The following is a 22,770-nucleotide window of genomic DNA, read 5'->3' on the forward strand; positions in this document are numbered from 1 at the left end:
CGCTTTAAAAGGTTATCAGCATAAGTATAGATATACTCATCACCTCCAGCTTTTAACGATAAGGAGGAGGAACCTCCTCCTTACGTAACTCTAATTTAAACTGCTGCAGTTAATACTGGATGCAAAGAATAATTGCTTTCATTCGAGCCACTTCCAGAATTTGTATCACTACCAAAAGTAGCCATCGCCCCCGTTAGTTTTGCCAACCTCTGATTATCAACATAAACATTATACGCACCTACAATATCGGGGCTATCATCATCTGGATTGCTTATTTCTAAACGCAGTGCTTGTCCATCAGCTTCAGTACTACTTGCTCCATCAATTTCAATGGTTAGCTTGCTCCATTTTCCGTATCCCAATCCAGCCATATCAGTTTCAGACAGATAAACCTGACCCACAGTCACAGAACCAGCCCAAAGCTTGACACTAAAATCAGAGATATTTCCATATTGGTTGTTTGCGATATCTAATTCCAATAGATAATCAGCTGAAGCATCAAAGTTCTCAGTTAAAGTCTGGTTAATTGAGCCTCCATTCTCAATCTGCATTAGATTTTTACCTTCAGAAGCTCCACCTATAATTGCACTGCTACTCTCATCTTTAAAGGAAGCAGTATTCCCTCCATTCAAAGTCCATCCTGGCACATTTCGTTCCAAAGTATAATTTTCAGTCAATACATTGTCTTCAAAAGACGAATTGACAATAGCAACTTCCTTTATACTTGGTTCATTTACAGTTATTGCTTTGAAGCTAGCCTCAGTGGAAACTTTTGCAGTTAAATTGTAGTTACCAATACCTCCATTATTGTGAGCCCAGAATTCAAAGTCATAGTAATCAGTTTGAGTGGGTGTAAAACTACCGACTGTATTTCTGTCCCACCCATCATCATTGAGCAACTCCTGACTGTCTATCGTTAAGACAGCGATGTCATCAACAACTTCTCTAAATTCATAAGTGTGTCCTGCTTCTAGGTAAATTTCTCCAGTAAAACGTTTGCTCTGATTCACCTGTAAATCTCCTTGTAATGAGGTAGCTTCTTCTGTTGTTTGATTAACTCCACCAGTAATTGTTAACACACTTAATTCACTAACGGACATATTATCAACAACAGGCTCTTGATTGGCAGGAACGTCCTCTTCAAAAACTCCCCATAATCGATTTACTTCCTGCTGAATCGTCGATCCACTAGAGCCTGCATCTGAACTGAATGCGAAGGTTTGATTACCAGACATATGCGACACTAATGTATCTAAGTCATTACCACTTAACTCATAGTCTTTTAATAAGAGCTTTTCAATTTTATAGGTATCCGCCAAGTAGTAATTGGTGATGCGTTGACTACTTATTACCGCAGCACCTGTTTCAGGTTTTTCTCCACCAATCAGTATTTTTAAGTCATTGCCATCTTGTTGGAACCAAATATTATCGAGTGATAACTTATCTCCAACGAAACGAATTTCATCCATGCCACCTTGCTCTGTAATCGTATCGAATCCTTCATCAACCCCTATTACATAGACATCATCGCCATGGCCACCAGAAAGCTGATCATCTCCTATACCACCGTCTAGGGTATCATTGCCTTGGCTGCCTACTAATAGATCGTTACCAGCATACCCTGCAAGATAGTTCACATCTGTCGCATTATCTTCATTGTTAAATGCTGCATAAAGTTTATCATTCTGCTCACTACCTAACAGATAATCAGAGCCAGCACCGCCATCCAATTGTCCGGCACCTCTGAGTACATCGTCACCACTGCCGCCTTGTAAATAATTACCATACAGATTATTCACTTCAAACTCATAATCTTTGAGCAAATCGTCTCCAGATTGGCCTTTGATGTTATCTGACCCAGCGCCGCCGAACAACGCATCATCACCATCACCACCGTCAAGGTCATCATTTCCGCCAGCACCCATCAATATATCTTGTCCGGCGTCGCCAAATAAAATGTCACGCCCTCTACCACTGAAAATTTCATCGTCGCCTTCACCTCCCCGAAAGGTCTCCACCGCATCGGCATTCGAGTCGTCAATATCCACAATGACATCATGTCCATCTAATGCATCAATGTCTCTTTGCTGAGTGCTAGTAAAACGAATAATGTCGCTGTCTTCCGTAATATCAAGAATTTCCTGAAGAACTATTGGCGTTGTTACTGGAGGGAGGGCATTATCGGTGGATTCCTGATGAGATTGGATACCTGTCGTTAGCGCTTGGGTGCCAAAATTTACCTCTTTGAGCCAAAGTGAATCCGAGTAGGTACCAGACAATCCCAATAAACGATATTTATTATAAGGTAATCCATTGGTATTTAAGGCTATCTCATGCGTACTTCCAGCACTGCTAGAGGACCAGTTAGACACTGATGAAACATCAACCCAGTTGTTATTCTTGTCTTGTGCCTGAACTTTAACGCTCATGCTCCCTGTATTATCGGCTTGGCTAATTAAAGATATGCTAGTGAAAACTATTTTTTCTACTAAGGAAAATTCAATCCAACTGCTTCCATTTAAAACCAAATCAGATTTAGCCGTTGCCCAAGCGGTTGATTCACGATTATGATTAAATCCATCAATTAAGTTATCTGGATTCGATTTGCCTGACCAAGATAAGGACGCCTCCAATGACTCTTTCCCGATTGGCCCACCCCCCGCTAATTCCCGTGCAGCTTCTGTTTCTAATAAATCACCTTTCAACAATTTGTTATCGTAGTCAACAAAATTACTACGAGCAAAATAACGCGTGTTGTAATTGGTGTCTGTAAAATCACTGCTGACTGAAACATTGATCAAATCACTTCGGTTGCCTTCCATATATTGGTCATGAGTTGCGTTACCGTTTTTAAGTTCAGATGCGGTAACTCCTGCATCAAGATACTTTTTAATCAAGGCTCCATCATCAATTCCCATACGGAAAAAAGTTTCAATTTGACTATGTGAACTTAAGTTCTGCGTCCCCATAACAGTAGCTAATTCAGCCGCGGCATTATCATGGTAGCCAGCGATAATCATGGCTTTCTTGATTACGTCTTGACTTGTGCTTGTTGTTGTTTCGTTAATCAAACCTTTTACCGCAGTAACGTCAGTTGCGGCAACACCAACGGCCAAGTATTGCTGAGCACTGAATATATCGAGCTGATTACCGATTACGGCTAACAAAAATTCAGCATCAGCACTCTGCTGGCGTAGTAAGTTGACATAGGCTACATCCAGATTATCTGTCTGAATATGCTCCCTAGCACTAGAAGCATCTGTATCATAAATTTCCTCAATAAAGCGTTTTATCACCACAGGATCAAGTAAACCTCGGTTCATATAGTTGATGGCATCTTGAATTTGTGAATACGAGGTTAGTCCATGTGTATCCACTAACTGATCGACCACTTCATGATTTAAATTTGGAATACCAGACACAGTTAATAATTTTTTTGCGACTCCCACATCCAAAACAGAAGAAAGTATCGAGAATCCTGCTACATTGTCTGCACTGCTTGACATTAAAGCATCAGCATCTCCTCTATACAGGGTTCCGTCATTTGAATACATTTTTTTAGGGGTCGAAGCTGTTCGCCCTGATTCGTAAGCTTCTTTAAACTTGTAAATGTTCGAGGCATAAGCCAGTAGCCCGTGTCGATCATGCCAAATTTTAATATCACCACTACTTGGATCAACGCCGACCAATAGTTCTCCCGTTAAGGTCGTCAATGAATTAGAGTAGCCGTAACCTACATGACTTAACTCAACAGACTGATAATAATTACCTCTTACCTCTACAGTGAATTTTCCATCCTGAGTTAAACGAACCCTAAACCCTCTAGCTGAATAGTCATCCATTTGATCTACAAGCGTCGGTGATTCCCAAGGGCGTTTATTAATAGAAAGATGAATTGCAAAATCATCATAATGAACATGATTAGCATCGGGGTATGACTGTCCACCCCATTGATCTCGAGTCGCTTCTGAAAGGTAATTACCATTACGTTGTGCAACAATCTGTCTTGCTTCATCCTCAGTAATACCTGCGTTGGCATAACGTACAACCAACTCACGTTCGACTCCGGCGCTCAATAGACTCTGATATAACGTATTTCCGATAGGTAACACGACATCGTGTGAATAAGTTCCAGGGTTTCTAGGTGTGCTATCGCCCCCCCATACAAAACCTGAAATAGCTTTAGGCCAGTCATAATAGCTCTTCAAATAGACCTGCTCAGAACCATCTGGAGATACCAACTTCAGATCATTACCTAGCACTTCTTTGGTATAGGTACTTATGTCACTATTGATTTCGATATAGGCCTTTTGGTGCATCCCTGATGGAATATCGATGATGTGCAGCTTGTCATTGTTAAACAATTTGACTCTTTGATATTCATCGGCATCTAACTCGTAGTAATACGCCGTATCAGAAATAACCGTGGGTATAGTGTAATCAAAACTAATGCCATCATCATGGTAAGTTTCAACTTGTAAATGCCTAGATTCAGCATCCAAATTGTAGTTTTTTAATACTACTTTGGCATTATTGTAGCTTAATACCGCATCATTGCCTTCAGATGATAGGGATAAGTCCTTTACGTCCGGTACACCAAAAAAACGTAATGTGTCGTACTTCCCGTCTTGTGCATAGTTGTCGATATAAAACGTATCATCACCCGACATATCTACTTGATAAATGTCATTACCATTACCACCAGCCATAGATCTGGCACCATTAGTATTAAAAATATCATCACTACTAGTGCCAAAATGTCCCGACAGTTGATTTTGAATCGTTACTACAGCGACAGATTGACCATTAATGTTTAGAGGTACGCTGTTACTGACATTATTCGATTCAGAAAAGTAGCCTTCAATACGTAAGTGCTGTAATGATTGAATACCGTTTTCAGTAGTCTCACTGCTGGCGTCATATACAAGTAAATCATCACTGATGCGTAGATACTTTTCATTATTCAAAACAATAAGCAATGATTCTGCATCAGTAGCTGAGCTGACATAACGTTTTTTGTTCGTTGTATTTAATAAGTTTACAGAATCGTCTGCACGCACACGTTGCTCACTTAACAAGTTATCCGTGGCAGCATTCACGACGTCTAAATCTTGATTGAAGTGTTCTGTCATGATGTTTCCGCTGCCAGACTCCGGTAAATTCAGAATGCTAAGCACTGCGTTTTCACCACTGCTACTATTTGCATAAACCTGAAACTGATTTTTTTGAGTCAAAAAGTGAGTCAATTCCAGCTTGATTATTTTATGACCTTGCTGATGCTCCAGAATTAGTGATGTCCCTGCATAACGGTATTGAATGTCAGTCGCCATCACATCCAAATTCAGCGTCATAATCCGCTGAGTCCTTGGTTCAATCACAAAATGACCACTCCCCTCCCTAAAGCGATAGTTTGTTACAGCCTGGTCACCATACAAATATTCAGGCGTTATTTCGGTGATACTAGCTGTTTGAGTGCTAACCATCAGATTATCATAATCAGTATCTGTCGATAATTTGGCTTTCAAATCGTAATTACCCAAACCATTGCCATTACGAACATAATAGTCAAATTCGACATAGCCACTAGTGCTTGCAGTAATGTTGCCTGTGGTATTGCTGTACCAATTGCGGTCACTCAACACTTCTTGGTCTTTGATTAACAAGTAAGCATCGTCATCTACTATTTCTTTAAAGTGATAGGTTTGACCTGCTTCTAAATAAATAAGCCCTTCAAAATGCCGCATTTCGTTTTCCGACAAGGTACCATTCAGCTGTGTCGCGTCATACACTGATAATGCTGTATGGTTATCAGCCCATGTCTTTAGGCCAGCTGCCGTTGTCGCACTTGTTCCCGTGTAAACAGACTCACTTAAATTTGTAATAGTAAGTTCTTCAACACTCCCTTGATTTGATTTATCGTTAAAAACAAACGACTTAGAAATACGGTCCATACTCAGGGGATATATACTATTACCGTCTGAATCTTGCTCTGAAGGTAAGTTGAGTGAAAAGACACTATTTGATTTATCTTTGAATTGCAGGATTTTGTTGTTAGTGACGTTATAAAACGTAATATCATCGCCATTACTACCTGATACGATCAACCTCGTACCTACTTTATTCACCATTACTTGGTCATAGTGGTAAGGGAGTTCAATCATGGCGACCTGTACGCCATCTACTTGTTCAAAATGGACTTCTGTGTCGCTGCCGACCTTCCATAAAAAAGTATCGTTACTGCTACTGTGAACCTTAATACCGTCGTTCAAAACATAAACATTGGCCCCCTCTCCACCATAGACTTCAGCCCGACCACTATTCTGGGTACTGATATCAAAGAAGTTATCTTCATCTCCACCACGAATCACAGAGTTATGCTTGGCATTAACAATGGAAATATTTTCGACACTATGAATTGACAGAGTCTTGTTCAAACTAACGTATGTTTGTGTCTCCGGATCCCAATGATTTGAGTCACTTAATACTGCACTATTGTTACTTGTATCCACATTAACTAGGAGACCGCCCGCATCCCAGATTAATGTATCCGTGCCTGCTCCACCATCAATCGAATTCACCTGAGCATTCACAGTCAAGTTGAAGGCATCTTGTTTGTTACCACCAATAATGTTGTTCAGCTCAGTAGTATCATCAAGGTTAAATAAATTTTTACGATCAGTATCGCCAGTAATATTGGTATTCGGTTTTGCACCTAACTCAGCCCAGACAGTACTACCATGACTGATGATATCTGAACTAATTCTTTCTAAATCCGTGTAACTGGCACTTTGTTGTAATAAATGCTTCCAATCACCACTAGATAAGATAATGCCGTACTCAACGTCATACTCACGATTGCTGACGTTTAAATATTTATGGCCGCTTTTGGCAAAAAGGTCAGACAAGAAGCTTTTGGTTTCAGTCCAGTTATCTAGTAGGCTAGCTTCCATTTCTTCAGCAGCATCTGAACCAGCACTGCGAGCTTTCGCTCGCTTCATACCGTCAGTTTCAACTCCTATCCAGGCAGCAAAGAACTGATGAACCTTTTCTCCAACATTGTCAAAATGCTCATCATACTCAGCAATTTGCATTGCCCCTTGAACGATGCCATTAATAAGAAATGCTGCAGCTGCAATAGCAATACCAATAGGGCCGGCCGCAGAGGCAATAACAGCTAAGGTAGAGCCTGCAGCAGCAGCGGCCGCAACAGTAGTACCAGCTACAGCAGCAGATACAGATGCGGCGATAGAAACACCGGTTAGAGCAACACTGGCAGCTAAGGTTACGGATGTAATGACGGTATTAGCAACTAATGATTTATATTCGTAACTACCCGTATCTCCACCATTATTCCAGAAATCCTTCCATTGCAAGCCGATCGCAGTCAGAGAAACTGGGGCTAGTACCAGATCCAGTACACCTCCTTTTACGGTTTTTCCTACCGTACCTAAAGCACGTCCAGCAGTTTTAAAAGCTTGGCTGATACCCTTACTAATTACCGTCGGTAAAGCAACCCCTCCGACCAATTCTGTTAGTGTTAGCGCTTTGCTTTGAACTGTCATTTTTGACCAGTCAGAAATAACTGAGCGAATAGCGTTCAACGTTTCAAAAACATTAAATGTATTACCGCCAGCATCTACTGCCTTACTCAGTTTTGAAGGGCGTATATTAGCCTTCAACGACTGACCTAATTGCTGCAAATTCGAATCATCTTGACTTTGTAATGTTCGATAAATTCCCTCAGAAAGAGCCGGGTCAACTTTCATCATAGCCGATACCATACGTAGTCTATCCGTATTGGTACCTGTGCTTATAACATTGCTTACTGTGGATATATCAAGCGGCTCAGATCTGCCATAAACTAATATTCCCTTGTCTTGCAGATAACCTTGAGCGTCCTCACTACTCCATTGAGCCATATTAATCACATCATCTGCGCCATCAACCCCCCTCACAGCCTTCCTCAAAGAATCGGTGGCAGCAACCTCGAGTAACTGACTATCGGTCATTTGTGGATATTGAATACGTAATTTTGTGAAATCTGATGCAGAAAAATCTGTTAGACGCTCTGACAAAGCAGCTAATTCAATCACTTTTTGTGTATCTGTATTAGACAAACCAAAACGCTGTTGCAGTGTTGCTGCTAATTGGTTTTGTTTATGTGATTTTACGATCGTAGTAAGTTTATTACTGAAGTCACTACTCACAACTAAGCTATCAGATACTTGGTTATTAATTAGATTGGCGATATCTTTTGCTAGATCACCATATTCAGATTTATTATCAGGCACAAATGCATTGTTACCTCGAACAAATATCTGCTCAATATCGCCACTTTCTTGAGATAGTCGCTTTTTGAAAAGCTTCGCCAAGGCGGCTTTGTCTTGATCCGATGCATCACTTGTAAAGAATAGCTCTGTTCCGTCTCGATCGAACTTTAAACGAGAAGTTCCATCATTTTTGGAGTCCGTAAGAGAGAGTAAGGCTGTTGTTGATATACGCCCGCCATCGATCAATACGTTTGCATCGTAAAGTGCCCCAGCTGAAAGTGTTATATCATCAATGACCACATCACCAAGCGCTGTCATGCGACTGCTCTCAGTCTGAAAGTTATCTGTCACGACCAATGAATTCAAATTTTGAAATGATTCAAGTTGAGTAGCCTGAGCAGGTATGAATTCACTTACATTAAAACCAGCACTGTCAAGTTGATAATACTGAGACAAGGTTTGGTCCAAAATAGCACTTTCTTGGCTGAGAACTGATTGAATAGTTTGTTTAAGCTGATCTGGAGAGCTTGCTTCCAAGCGTCCAATGTTCGGATCGTAGAAAAAGAACGTTTCTTGACCATTAATCATTTTCTTCGCTATTTGCAAAGCATGGTTACTAGTATTGAGTACTAGATATTGATCGCCACTGGAAGCAATAAGATCTGTAAAGACAGCATCCAAACTTTTTTGACCGCGCGACACCAATGCCTCGGTTGCCCCCGTACTTTGCAAATTATCTATCAGCAATCGGAAGTCAGTATTTTGAGTGAATTCTGTGGTAGAGATGTCATTATTTTGGTTCTGTGAATCAGAAATAGCAGCACTGACAACCAATGCATTTAAAAATGCTTCGCCGGTTTGAGCGTTAGCTCCCTGAGATAACATATAGAGATAACCATGGCCAATTCCTGCACAACGTCCATTTACATCACCTTCGCCAACACCTAAATATAGCGATTGAGGAACATGACGAAGTTGAATATCAGCTCCGTTATTGCGTGCAGTATTAATGATGTTCGTTGTTGCTGCGGATGTTTCACGGGTCATTGTTTGCCAATCAATCACTTTTTCAACTAAATCAGCACCATTATCTGTGATACCTAACTCTACAGAAACATCCCCACGTGTCGCTTGGTCAATAACATGTTTGAAATCAGAGAATTTTTCGTCATCCAGCGTTAAAGCATACACTTTCTGGAAATCGAAATTTTCACCATTATCCGTTGGAAAAAACTCACTTAAAACATATTCTTGCGCCGGATTTAGATCATAGATTACTAAGCGTTTATCTTTAATAGCCTCAAGCAATCCGACGATATGGTTGCCTTGATAGCCAGACTGCTTCGGTGGCGATACCTGCTGTGAAGACACGAACCCCGAGTCAGGGCTTGCAACCAATGGCTCGGCCGCTAAGATCGACAGTGCATGGCTACTAAGGGTGCCTTCTTGCAAAAAATAGGACCCAGAATGCCCACTGGCCATTGCCTCTAATACAGAGATGCCTTCTGCCTGCACGATTTGTTTTAATACTGCATGAGGGACTTTAACAATTTTAGTTACTTGGTTGTTTACATCTTTAACGGAGTAAAAGATTTGACCATTATGCATCTCAACCATTTCAGTGCTTGAATCAGTATAAAGTGTCCAAATATCGGAGGTTGTTAAGTCATTCAATGACGATTGATGAGCATCATATAGTTGTTGAATCTGATCGACGGTTTCTGGCGACACTATTGCATTCAGTTCGCTTTTCAACTGCTGAAAAACAGATTCATTACGTTGCCATTGGCCTTGATCATCAATATTGAACATTAACTTTATACGTTCAGCAAAATTTATTGAGCCTACACCACTATTATTTTCAATTGCTGTTTTAAATAGATTGTCGGTAGCTGACCATTGATTAATAAAACCATTTATGTCCAATTCATCACGATAGCTATCCAAAATGACACGCTTGGCAGTTTGTTGTACTGACTCAACTGTTTGGCCCAGAGCCATTTGATCTAACGGATTACTTAGACCAGATAACATAGCCTCGCCACCCGACCGAACGACACCTTTAAAGTTTCTTAATTGCTTGTCAAATTCAGATTTATTATCTACAAGGCGATCGCCTGAATAGGTAAAAGTGGGTTTCCCATCAGGGCGAGTCGAATCTGGTACTGAAGCCAGAGCATGAAGCTTTGCTATCGCACCATTAACATCAGTCGTATCGTAAGATTGATTAACTAAACCATGAATAGCATTAACTAATTGCGTTTTTTCTGTGCCAGTGATGTTTCCAAAGCGGGTATTAATGATATCCAATAAAGCATTTACTTTTCGATCAATACCTGCTTGAACATCCGTATCAGTAGCACTACTCTTATCCGCTCTTGCTAACTTGTGAATGTTGTTCTCGAGGTCTGTTACCAATGGTCCGTCTGAATAAAAGACATTTATGCTGGCAGTTTTCTTTTCCAATGCTAACGAAGCATCGCTGTTAAATTTTAGAATCAACGCATCTAAACCACCAGAGGTAGCATAAGCGTGCTTCTCAGTCACTGAGAAAGAGGCAATTCTAAAGTTGTTAGAGTCTTGCGCAATTTGGTTAACAAAAACCTGATAATTTCCGTCATTACTGGTGTAGCTCTTTAATTTAGTAAGGCCTTCTGGAGTCAACTCCAAAGAAATTGAAATCGGCTGTTGAATTTTTCTCCAAAATGAAGTTCCAAGATTAGTTTTTAGAGCATCTATTTCAGCTTTTAACTCAGGATGGTTTGTTGTGAAGGTTTTCATTGCCTGACGAAATTTCTTTTTATCACCACTGACAATAAAGTCCGAGTACTTATTGAGTTCCATCAATTCAGCTGCATCAACATTCGCTCGACTAGACAATTGCGAAAGTTTTGCCTTGATATTACTTCTATTTTCAGGCGTAGTGAAACTCGACAATTTTATCAACTGTTCTTTTATTTCAGGCAAAGCGTCCAAAAGCGCCTTTACTTTTGGTTGATCAAACAATTTACTCGTTTTCTGAACGTCAATAGACCAAGTTGCTTTGCTTACACCACTCTCTCCTATTTCAAGCTTGTAACCATCTTTCGGAAGAAAGTTACTTTCCATCCGATCCCAACTTTTTGAAAATGTGTAGTTTACCCCAGTAACAGATCGACCCAAATCACCTCTAGCATTGGCGGTGTTTTGTGCTGCCGTTGACGGATTATTATCATGGTCAAAAGCAGGATCAGCATCATAGTCACGTAATGCAACTCCCGCTGAAACGGATAAAGGGGTGATACTTAATCCTAAGCTGTTAAAAAGTCCTCTTTTATTAACAAACTCCTGACTCATTGCCTGACCGTCATTATAAGTGAGGCGAGTTTCCTGTTTTGCCTTAAAAATATTGGCGTTGATGCCTAGTGCTCCGATGCTTAAAGATCCAGCACTACGAATTTGACGATGACCAGAGTCCGCCCCCGTACTAGCCCCCAAACCTAGCCCCGCTCCAAGAGTACCCGAAAAATCGACCGAATGGCTCTTATTAGTCCCGCTGTATGCACTACCCTTTTTAGAAATTGCCAGTAGTTCGTAGGGATCCATTGTGCCGTTCAATAGTTTTTCTAAGGTCGATTGAATAGTACCTTTATCATCTTTATCAATGGTTAAGGTTACCTTTTCTGTATGGGTTGCTCCAAATTTATACGCCAACGTAGCACTGCCCCCAACACTGGCACTCAACCCACCACTCACCCCAACAGTAGCAATCCCTAAACCAGCGCCAACAGAACCACTAATCGAAGGAGTTACATCCACCAAGCGATCAAAGGCAATATCTATGTTTACGCCATTTGTTGTTTTCTTAATAACAAGTTTGTATTTATTGCCTCCTCCTGCAGACACTTTTCCTGCGATCCCAGCAAAACCAAATTGAAACGGCGCAGTAGGCTTAAAGCCTGGAGCGTGCGACCAACCAGCCCCCAACTCGGCACCCAATTTCCATCCTGCATCTAGGGATAAGGCTTCTCCATCCCTCATACCATTAATAAGCTGTACATAGCGTGTCGCAACATGGTCTTTAACAGCACCTTGTCTGGTCAATGCTCGAGTTAATTTAGACTTATCGTTCTGCAAACCGCCTAATAGATAATCAAGGGTTTTAAAATAACGATCTGCTTTATCTAAGCTATTAAAATTGCCTGTTTGTAATTTACTGATAGCGGCATTTTTTTGAGCCGTTGTGATCGTATCAAGACTGGAGTCCAACGTTGTTTTTACATGATTAAGTTCTGTACCGCCATTTAACAGCGTTTGAGCTAAAACGGTCGCATCGCGCGCCTGATCAAGTATCGCGGTATCATTTACTAATTTACCCAGTAATGCACTCGCATCACCACTATCGGGTGGCATATAGACACCGGCGTCCAACAGAGACTTTAATTGTGCTGTCACACTATCATTACTGCCAAAAGCAGACTCACGATATCCATAAAGTCGGTAAATAGCATTATCGTTACTGTTCACTCTATTTGGATGAAACAATGAGCTAAATTCTTTATATGCTTTGGTTTCTGTCCAATTTGGATTGTTGACACCATTTGAGAGATCCAGCTCGATTAACGTTCGAATACGCTGAATAACAGCACTATGATCTGCATCCATAGTCGCTTTGAACGCCAGAAATTTATTCTTTATGTCAGTATGTAGCTGAAACTCAAGAAACTCTGGTGGGCGACTCAGTAAATCTTTATAACTCGTTTTAATTTCCTGTTTAGCTTGATTAATATCGTTGTGATGACCTGCCCTAGCATTAGTAGAGTGATAGCGAAAATGAGCGGCACTCCAGTTATTAAATTTAGATAATAAGTTACTTGTAGTGCCCTTAACTGGAATATCTTGACTGAGCGCACTGGTAAGCTGATGCTTTTTCAATTTACGGCCGAATAAACTGTCAGCAGGTCTATTAGAACCAAAAAATAACACCTGATATTCGTGCTTAAAGCGACTGAAATTTAGTTGGTCAAACACCGCATCGAAATCGCGTGTGGTACTGTCTTGGTAAGTTTGAGACCAATTGCTGTCAGGTCCTTGCTTATAAAGTTTACCATCAGCTGTTTTGCCGACCACAGAGCCATCTGCTAATGTTTTCAACATTTGAAATTCACTAACATTTTGCCCTGCCTCTGGTGTTACTTCTTGCCACGCAGAGCCCGCAAGAGTACTTTTTTTAAATACACCACCCTCATCGCTGACTATCCATAGTGTACCGTCTGCTGCCACAGCCATACTTCGGGTACCGCTCGCACCCTGGTTAGGCGATGTTTGATCGCTGGATGTGCTAGTCTCCATCCAACGGGATTGTTCAAAGAAATACTTTTTCCCGTCGGTTGTTTTTACATAAGCACTCCCGCTTTCAAGCAAACCAAAACCGTCTGCATTATTAATTTCTCCAACATCGACCCAGTCAAATGGCCCTGTTACTGAGTCTGAGTAGAATAATCTACTGTTATTGTCCTGAAGCCAGACTCTTCCTGAATCATCTCGGGCGGTATGAGTGACCGCCTCAACTTCAGCGGGAAGTTCGGTCACATTTAGGCTGACACTGGGCGCATTTTCGTCTCTTACCGAAATCAAAGACACTGAACCATATTGTTCATCAGTGATGCTTAACTTTTGATATTGGCTATCTTGATCTAAAAAGTACACTGAACCCGATGCAGATACAGTAAAGTCGCGCGTGCCTTCTCCTAGAAATACGGCTTTGGCCACATAAAACTCATGATCACCTCGCGCTGATGCTTTTACGCCCGTTGTGCCTTCAAAGCCAAGATCATTCAATTGGGCAAGAAAGCCGTCTTCCTTCAGTGCATATAGCTTGCCATCAGCACCCAACTTCAGCTTACGAGTACCACTTGTATTAGTGGTCACCCAGTCAGACGATTGTTGATCGTACATATAAACCATGCCGTCATAAAGTGTAAAACGGCGTCCAGCTTCCGTCACAATCAAACCGTAGTCATCTATACCTGTTACCGAGTTAAAACCACGAAAAGAAGCGTTGATGAGTGAAGTCGTTATGCTTAAGGCCGGATCGTACTTTTGATATTGGTATTGATTATTGACCCTGCTATTTAGGGTAACAATGTCATTGTTTGGTGAGATCAAAACTCTTTCAACACCACTGACTCCATTTACCACATAACCATTATTCGTTTGTTGATCGATACCTGACGTTGTCGGAGTATTAAAACGCACCAGCTTACCATTAGAAGTAGCAGCAAATACGGTGCCGTCTTTAACCACAAAAGAAGTGAGCTCTCCTTCAATATTTGCGATGTTATTTGTACTAAGACTGCCGTTTAAATTGCCTTGAAAGTGTAATTTTCCATCTGCAGCTAGTACATAAGTCACGCCATTATCAGATTGTGCATCCACCGCATAAGTACCAACTAAATCAAATAGCCGATAATTGGTACTACCATCTTTTTCCAGTGTTAATATTGTGTCACTAGCATCTATCGCAATCGCTGAACCATCCGCGTTTCGTTTAAGGTTGCTAAGGCTGCTGTATTCGGTTGGTCGCCAATCTTGAGTAGCACTTTTATGATGCAAAATCCCATCTTTTAATAGGTAATGATCATTGTTCGATACAGAGACTTTACCGCTGACTAAATCAAGGTTACTAATTTGAATTTGCTGGCTGACATCAACGGTTGAGGTATTGCCAATTTCAATGCCATCTTTGTTTAAGGCAACAAAATTGGCCTTGCCTTGTGCGTCAATAGCCAGTCGTCCGTATTTCAACTCGCTAATACCTGTCAGATCCAGTATTGGTTCAGCAGAATGATACATGGCGGATACGTTATCGTTGCTAGAATAGACATGTAAATAGCCTTTTTTATCCAAAGCATAGGCATTACCATTTTGATCAGTGTGTATCGCAATATAATTTGCGTTAGTACCGTTAAAGAAATCAAACATAGCATTAGATGCAACCACATCTAAATTGCCATCAGCATCAAATGCGGTCACTTCTAAGGTACCGTACTTGGTTAACCCCCATACTAATTTAGTGTCCCCATTGCCGTTAAGCATTTTGACATCTCGCAGCTTAACGCTAGTACGAACGGTGCTAGCATCACCATTAGAAGATACAAAGCGAAACTTGTTTTCACCCACTTTATAAGAAACAGATGAGCCATCATCGGAAGTCTCAATATGGCTTGAGCTATGTTGGTAAGACAATTCGACTTTTGCATTATTAGTGCGAGTGTAAATTAAGTTGCTCTTCATCGGTGGCAGCTTAGATGTACCTATTTGAGCAGAAAACTGAGGGGTATTTTGATTAAATTCAATATAAAGTGCATGAATATTACTTTTTATTGCAGTAATACCTGATGTCGAAAAAGCATTATCCAAAAAGTGTTTTAAAGCATTAGCCGTCGCTGGATCATTTTGATAAGACCGAGTATCTGTATCGTAGATTTTCACAGAAATATTGTTAGGATAATCAGGCCAGTCAACTTTGAAAATTTGACCATCTCTGTTTGTTATTATTCTAGTGAAATTTGACATACTTTTATCTCCAATAAATAGTTATTTTTAAAGCATTACTTTTTCATAACTTAATCTCTGCTATAGCATTTCTCGTTATCCTGTAGCAGTGACAAAAAAAACGGGACAATCAAAATAATATTTTCAACATTAGCCTGTGGTCTGCAGAGTCCATAATTTTGCATATAGACCATTTTGCTCGAGTAACTCTTCATGACAGCCCTGTTCGACAACCTGACCTCGATCAAGTACTAAAATACGATCCGCATTGCGTATCGTATTCAATCGATGTGCAATACTGATAACGGTGCGACCTTTGGTAATAGCGTCAATATTGGACATTACTGCCGCTTCTGATTCATAGTCCAGAGCACTGGTGGCTTCATCCAACAAGAGGATTCTTGGATCAGATAAGAGCGCTCGAGCTAGTGCGATACGTTGACGCTGGCCACCAGATAATTGCCCGCCCTTTTCACCGACTTGGGTATCATATTTTTGTGGTAATTCATCAATAAAAACATCCGCCCCTGCCAATCTGGCAGCATTAGTAATTTCGGCTTCCGTAGCTTGCGGTTTGCATAAACGAATGTTTTCAGTAACGGTACCTGCAAATAATAAACTTTCTTGTAAAACCACTCTCATATTACGTCTTAATGCCACAGGATCAGCAATTGCTAGATCAACACCGTCAACCAATACACGTCCTAGTTGAGGGGCATACAGCCTTTGTAATAGCCTAGTTAAGGTGGATTTACCTGACCCCGATGGCCCTGTGATTCCAATAAACTCACCAGGGTTTATCTCCAAATTAAGATTACGAAGAACCTCCTGATCATCTTCTTGATAACGAAAGCGGACCCCTTGGAATGACACAGCGCCTTCCATCGTCGAAACGGAGGCAAGACCAGAGCTCCCCCCCTCTCCTTCTTCTTCAAGAATGTCTCCAATACGACGTAAAGAGATCAATGTATGCTGAAAGTCTTGCCACACCTGTGCCAATCTCAAAATAGGTTGTGTCACGTGGCCGGATAACATATTAAAAGCAACTAAGCCGCCAGGCGTTAGTTGACCATCCATCACCAAGGTAACCCCCCACCAAAGAAGCACCGCAGAAGTCACTTTTTGAATCAGACCTATTCCTTGACCTGCCCAAATACCGATAACCTTGGCCCGAAAACTTGCTCGCACAAAGCTGGCTAATTTTTGCTTCCATTCGTTCAAAGCACTGGATTCTGTTGCTGTGGTCTTTATCGTTTCAATGCCCGTCACGGCTTCATTTAAAAATGCCGTATTATCTGCGCTGAGCTCATATTCTTGGGTGACCCTTAAGCGAAGCATCGGTCCAATTAAAATCCAGAATAAGAAATACAGTACCAACGAACTAAGTACCACCCAGGTCAATAGAGGTGCGTAAAGAAACATCACAGCGACAAAAAGACCAATAAAAGCCAAATCCATCACCATAGTCAGTGCCGACCCCGTCAAAAATTGGCGAATTTGGTTCATCTCTTTGACTCTGGCAATAATCTGACCGGTTTGTCGTTGCTGAAAATAATTTAGTGGCAACCCAATAAGGTGTTGGTAAAGCCTGCTCGATAATTCAGAGTTGACCTTGCTGGCTAGGTTTGCAAAGAGCCAACTACGTAAAAAGCCGTAAATAGGTTCAAAGACGGCCAATACAAGTAATGCAAAACCCAATACCTGAAGACTCGACAGACTTCGACTTACCAGTACTCTGTCAATGACATTTGAAAACAGCATTGGGGTTACCAACGCAATCAGTTGCATCATGAGTGATACCAATAACACGCTACGAAATTGAGACGCATGTTTAAGGACGGATGGAACAAACCAACTGAAACCGGTTTTTACTTTGCTATTGGATGCGTTTTCAATTGCCAGTAGTACCGCTTTACCTTGCCAGTTTTTTATAAAAACGGTCATTGGATAACTACGACTACCATCTGTAGCCTGATAAAGGGTCACAGTTTCATCATTGACTTCTTCTAGTACCGACCAATTGTCTCCTATGGCAACTAAGAGTGGCAGCGGTAAAGCGGGCAATCGATCAATATGAGTGTTAATGGAACGTGCTCGCAATCCAATCCAACGGGCACAACGACAGAGATCCTGATCATTGATGGCCCCTTCGTAACGACCCAATTGATGACTTAATTGGTCAGGCTCTATTGCCAGGTTGAAATGGCGGGCAGCATGAGCGAGCGCGTTTATGGCTGAATCAGTAGTTGAAGATTTGTTCACTTGTTGTGTTGAATTTAGTTCGAGTTGATTAATCGTCATGATTAACGCTCCCTCATTGCTTCAGACTGGTATTGCTGTAAGGGACTTAATAAATAATCAATCACACGCCGATCATTGGTACGTACCTCCCCCACTAAACTCATTCCAGCCTGGAGAGGCACAGTTTCATTTTCAACAACCATGCTATTGCTAGCCAGTTTTATCCTTGCTGTAAATACCATACCCAATTGTTCATCCTCGATAGCATCTCGAGAGACATGAATCACTTCACCAGAAATGGTGCCATATCGAGTAAATGGAAATGCGTCAATTTTGAGCTCGACTGGCTGATTTTCTCGTACAAAACCGACATCTTTATTCAGCACTTTAACTTCAGCTTCAAGTGGCATATTGGCAGGAACAATGACCATCAACTGTTGAGCTGATTGCACTACGCCAGCCAATGTATGCACGGCTAATTGTTGAACAACGCCATCGACTGGCGCTAATAACTTCATTAAACGTTGTTTTTCTTTTGCTATTACCAGTTGTTGTGTTAATCCTCCAATTTCGGCTAGCACATCATTTAGTTCACTACTATATTCACGTTGTTTTTCTGCTAAATAGCTTCGTTTCTGACCTTCTAATTCAGCGTATTGTTTCTTAAGCACCTCCAACTCTGAGCGCTTTTCATTTATTGCTCTTTCTGATTCAAGCGATTCCCTTACTTGTTCTAGTAGCTCCAATTTTGGATAATAGTTTTGTTCAGACAACGCTTGTCGTGCATCTAAACGTTCATTAATGTTGATTGCGAGTTTTTGTAGCGACTCTATCTGTCGATTGCTGGCACTGACTCTGGCAATATTTGTATCCATTTGAGCATTTAAATTCGCTAGGTTAGCCTGTACTTCTTGCCATTCACTAATAAGATGTTGACGAGTCAAAGCGATGCTCGAACCAGCAATTGCAGTCGTCATTTTGAAATTATCAAGGGGATTATCTGTTAATAGCGCTTGCAGGCGAGATTGCCTTAAACGTTGAAAATCGAGCTGTTGCTTAAGCTCTTGTACTGAAGCAGCTGCTCCAACAGGGTTTAAACTGATCAAGGTTTCACCAGCAGTAACCAATTGACCATCTTGCACATTAATTGCTTTAATTTCGCCAGGTTCTAAAGATTGAATTATTTTCGAATGACTGGAAATTATTAGCCTTCCTTGTGTCGTAGCATGAATATCTAAACGGCCAATGAATGACCATATTATGACAATCAACAATAACAACGTGAGTGCAATTGCTGTACGACGCGCCCATGGAGCAGGGGGGCGTTCAACGATTTCTAAGTAACCCGGTTGAAATTCATACTCTTCATTGGAGCGCTGTAACGTTTCCTGCTCTTGACGCTCTTTTCTCATAGCTTGACGTGCTACATTAAAATATTTTCTTAGCATCAGGTTGGTTCCTTACGCAGTTCTTGCTGTAGTTGCCATAAACGAGCGTAGCAGCCCTCATTCTTCAGCAGTTCATGATGCTTTCCTGACTCTGTAATTTGTCCTTTCTCCATAACAATAATGCGATCACATTGACGGACAGTTGATAATCTATGAGCAATCGTAATAACAGTTCGACCTCGAGCAATATCATCCATATTCTCAAGTATTATTGCCTGTGATTCGTCATCCAGTGCGCTAGTCGCTTCATCAAAAATTAGAATTTTAGGATTGGCTATTAAAGCTCTAACAATGGCAATACGTTGACGCTGTCCACCAGATAATGAGCTGCCACCTTCAGCTAAAATGGTGTCATAACCTCGGGGAAGCTGGAGAATAAAATCATGAGCACCAGCTAACTTTGCAGCACTAATAACTATGTCTAAAGAAACCGTGGGGTCTTTTATTGCAATATTGTGACGCACACTGCGGTTGAACAAATAGCTTTCTTGTAAGACAACACCAACTTGTCGACGTAAATAGTTGGGGTCTAGACTTTGTAGAGATATGCCATCAACTTGAATGTCACCGCTATCAGGGATGTAAAGTTTTTGAATTAACTTTGTCAGTGTCGATTTACCTGAGCCGGAAGGCCCGACAATTCCGATCGTCTCGCCAGGTTGTACTGTTAAGTCGAGCTCTCGTATGACAGGAGGATGATCTGGTTGGTAGCTGAATACCAATTGTTTTAACTGTAACTGACCAATGAGTGGTTTGTCTGGAATTATACTGCCAAGTGATTGCTCAACAGGAATGTTCAGCATATCTGCGAGTTTATCAACGGCGACACGTGCCCGAACAAACTGCTGCCAAAGTTCAATAAGCTTCGCGATGGGTTGACTGACATGGGACGCCATCATATTAAACGCAATTAATTGGCCTATAGTCAGCTCCAGTTCCATGACTAAATTAGATCCGACCCAAATAATACTAACGCTTGTTACTTTTTGTAGAAGAATAACACCGTGATTAACGAGGCTATTTAATGTTTGGGTCTTAAAACCTGCAATTACCATTTCGCCAGTTTGTGATTCCCAACGACGCTGCATACGAGGCTCTACCGCCAAGCTTTTAATTGTTTCAGCACCACTCACTGTTTCGTTAAGAAATGAGGTATTCATCGCCTCAGCCTGAAACTGACGCTCAATGCTTGCCTGTAAAGGGGAAGTACTATAGCGCGCTAGTAGAAAGTAGAATGGTAATGAAGCAAGTACTAAATAAGTCAGTGTGGGAGATAACCAAAACATGACAACAAAGAAAACGAAGGTAAATAGGACATCAACAAAGAGTGTTAGCATAGAGCCAGTGAGAAAGTCACGGATACTGTCAAGCTCTTGAACTCGGGTTATAATAGCTCCTACTTGGCGATGTTTAAAATAGAGTAGCGGTAAGCCCAACAGATGGCGAAATAGCTTAATACCCAGATTAATATCGATTCGATTTGAGGTATGGGCAAACAGATAATCACGTAATCCTTTTAGTATAATTTCGAATATACCAACAACTAATAATATAAATACCAAGACATCTAGTGTTGATAGTGCTTGGTGTACCATCACCTTGTCCATGACTAGCTGAAAGAACAAAGGTGTTGCCAATGCTAGTATTTGTAACATTAAGGAGAATAGTAATACTTCAATAATCAACCTACGATGTTTAACAAACTCAGGTATAAACCAAGCAATATCAAACCGTTGTTTGGCATTTTGTAATACGATGATGTTTCCATGCCAGTCGGATTTTAATTCTTCAAAAGACAAGATATCAGGTGTTGCAGAGTCTGGTGATTGTATTAATGCCTGTTGATCTGCCACTCGCGCTAATACCGCAAACTCACCTTTTTTCTGCTGATATACTATCGGCAATGTTTGTGATTCTATATCAGCAAACTTCAGTCGTTTTAACCGAAATTCACAATGATTTTCTTTCCCATATTGCTTAAGTATTTCTTTTAGGAGCCCCCCTTGAGATAGCTCCACGGGAGAGAATAATTCTTTTATTCCTGAAAGTTGCAATAGCAAACGACAGCTATCTAATGCTGAACGAGGAATTCGATTTTCTTTTTTAGAATCAAACATATTTCAACCATCTAATAATAAAGATTGAATATTCAAAAACCACCACATCAAATAAATTTCTTATATATCTGTTTAGTTTTTCTATATAGCCATTTATTTTAATTAATAAAAAATGACAATATCTCTCTCAGAAAAACTATAATAAATCCAATTTTAATAATTTAAAGAAATTACCATAAAAGACTTTACAGAAAATAAAATAGAAAATATTTAATACATTCAATAAAATTAATATTGCGTATAAAATTACACAAAATTACTAAAAAAAATAGATAATAAAACTTATTAAGTGATAAGAAAAAGTTATTTTAATTAAATTATTACAGTTATATTACTTAAATTGAGCATTAAAATTACTAAAAAAACACTTTTCATACAGGATACTAGCACGCAGGTAATTCATTAAAATCACACTATATATTTAGATAAGATTCTTTTATTTTATTGATTTTTTATATTAAATAATTATTTTTAAAACCATAAATTAAAACTGAAAATTTATATTTTAATTATTGAAAACATCTACACCTTCACTTGAAACTTTCATTTTATAAACTCATTATAAAAACAAAAATTTCATATAGGTTTCATTTTTTTATCATTTCCAATTTTATCAATAGCTTGTGCATTTATTTTGATTGAATAGGATTAATGATTTTATCACCCCTTCTCAAAGCACTAATTGACCACATTGATTTATAATAAAATATTCACCACAAGTGATTTGCAAAAAGTAAAAAGCACCTAATTTTACATTTTATAGACTCTTTATTATATTCAGCTCTTAGGTGTTAAATATTTATCGCATACTTTTTCCGTGAAATATTAGAGTTACTAGCTTAATCGCTCTCACTTTTTTAAACATTCTTCAGCTATATAATGTACTTCAAGGGGAGGTCGATATGTCAGGCATAGACCTGATTTTACAGATTGAAAAAGACATAGTATTTGAACAAATAAACATAGACGATCACCTCGTCGAGGCGATTAAACATTTCCAAGGGCCAATTGGCGAACGTCTATATAAAGCGTGTGCCCTAGAAGAGCAAAAGTGGTCTTATATCTCACAACTGCCATCCGCCGAAAGACTTTCACTTAGCCGTGCTTATGGTGAAGCCAGCTTATGGGCTAACGACACCCTCAAATACATTTAATCCG

5 protein-coding genes are annotated in these 22,770 nt (G+C 40.2%); 1 reads left to right on the forward strand and 4 read right to left on the reverse strand.

The features are described 5' to 3' along the window. Positions 1-95 precede the first annotated feature (95 nt). From MED121_RS09935 to MED121_RS09950, 4 genes are all read right to left on the reverse strand, one after another. A complete protein-coding gene (locus MED121_RS09935; protein WP_009833549.1) occupies positions 96-15,827 on the reverse strand; it encodes an AvrE-family type 3 secretion system effector in 15,732 nt (5,243 codons plus the stop codon). Between the two features lie 129 nt (positions 15,828-15,956). Continuing rightward, positions 15,957-18,107 (reverse strand): type I secretion system permease/ATPase, encoded by a 2,151-nt coding sequence (locus MED121_RS09940; RefSeq protein ID WP_009833550.1) that lies wholly within the window; start codon positions 18,105-18,107, stop codon positions 15,957-15,959. A gap of 2 nt (positions 18,108-18,109) precedes the next feature. Further along, positions 18,110-19,495, reverse strand: coding sequence for an HlyD family type I secretion periplasmic adaptor subunit (locus MED121_RS09945; protein WP_009833551.1), 1,386 nt, complete (start codon positions 19,493-19,495; stop codon positions 18,110-18,112). Further along, positions 19,495-21,612: a type I secretion system permease/ATPase gene (locus MED121_RS09950; RefSeq protein WP_009833552.1), complete on the reverse strand. Its 2,118-nt coding sequence runs from the start codon at positions 21,610-21,612 to the stop codon at positions 19,495-19,497. Before MED121_RS09950 ends, MED121_RS09945 begins: the two co-directional genes overlap by 1 nt. A gap of 902 nt (positions 21,613-22,514) precedes the next feature. On the opposite strand from MED121_RS09950, the gene MED121_RS09955 reads away from it, so the two are divergent. Continuing rightward, entirely contained in the window at positions 22,515-22,766 is a 252-nt protein-coding gene (locus tag MED121_RS09955; RefSeq protein ID WP_009833553.1) for a hypothetical protein, read from the forward strand. Positions 22,767-22,770 lie beyond the last annotated feature (4 nt).

Origin of the sequence: Marinomonas sp. MED121 (assembly GCF_000153025.1) — a bacterium.
GTDB lineage: Bacteria > Pseudomonadota > Gammaproteobacteria > Pseudomonadales > Marinomonadaceae > Marinomonas.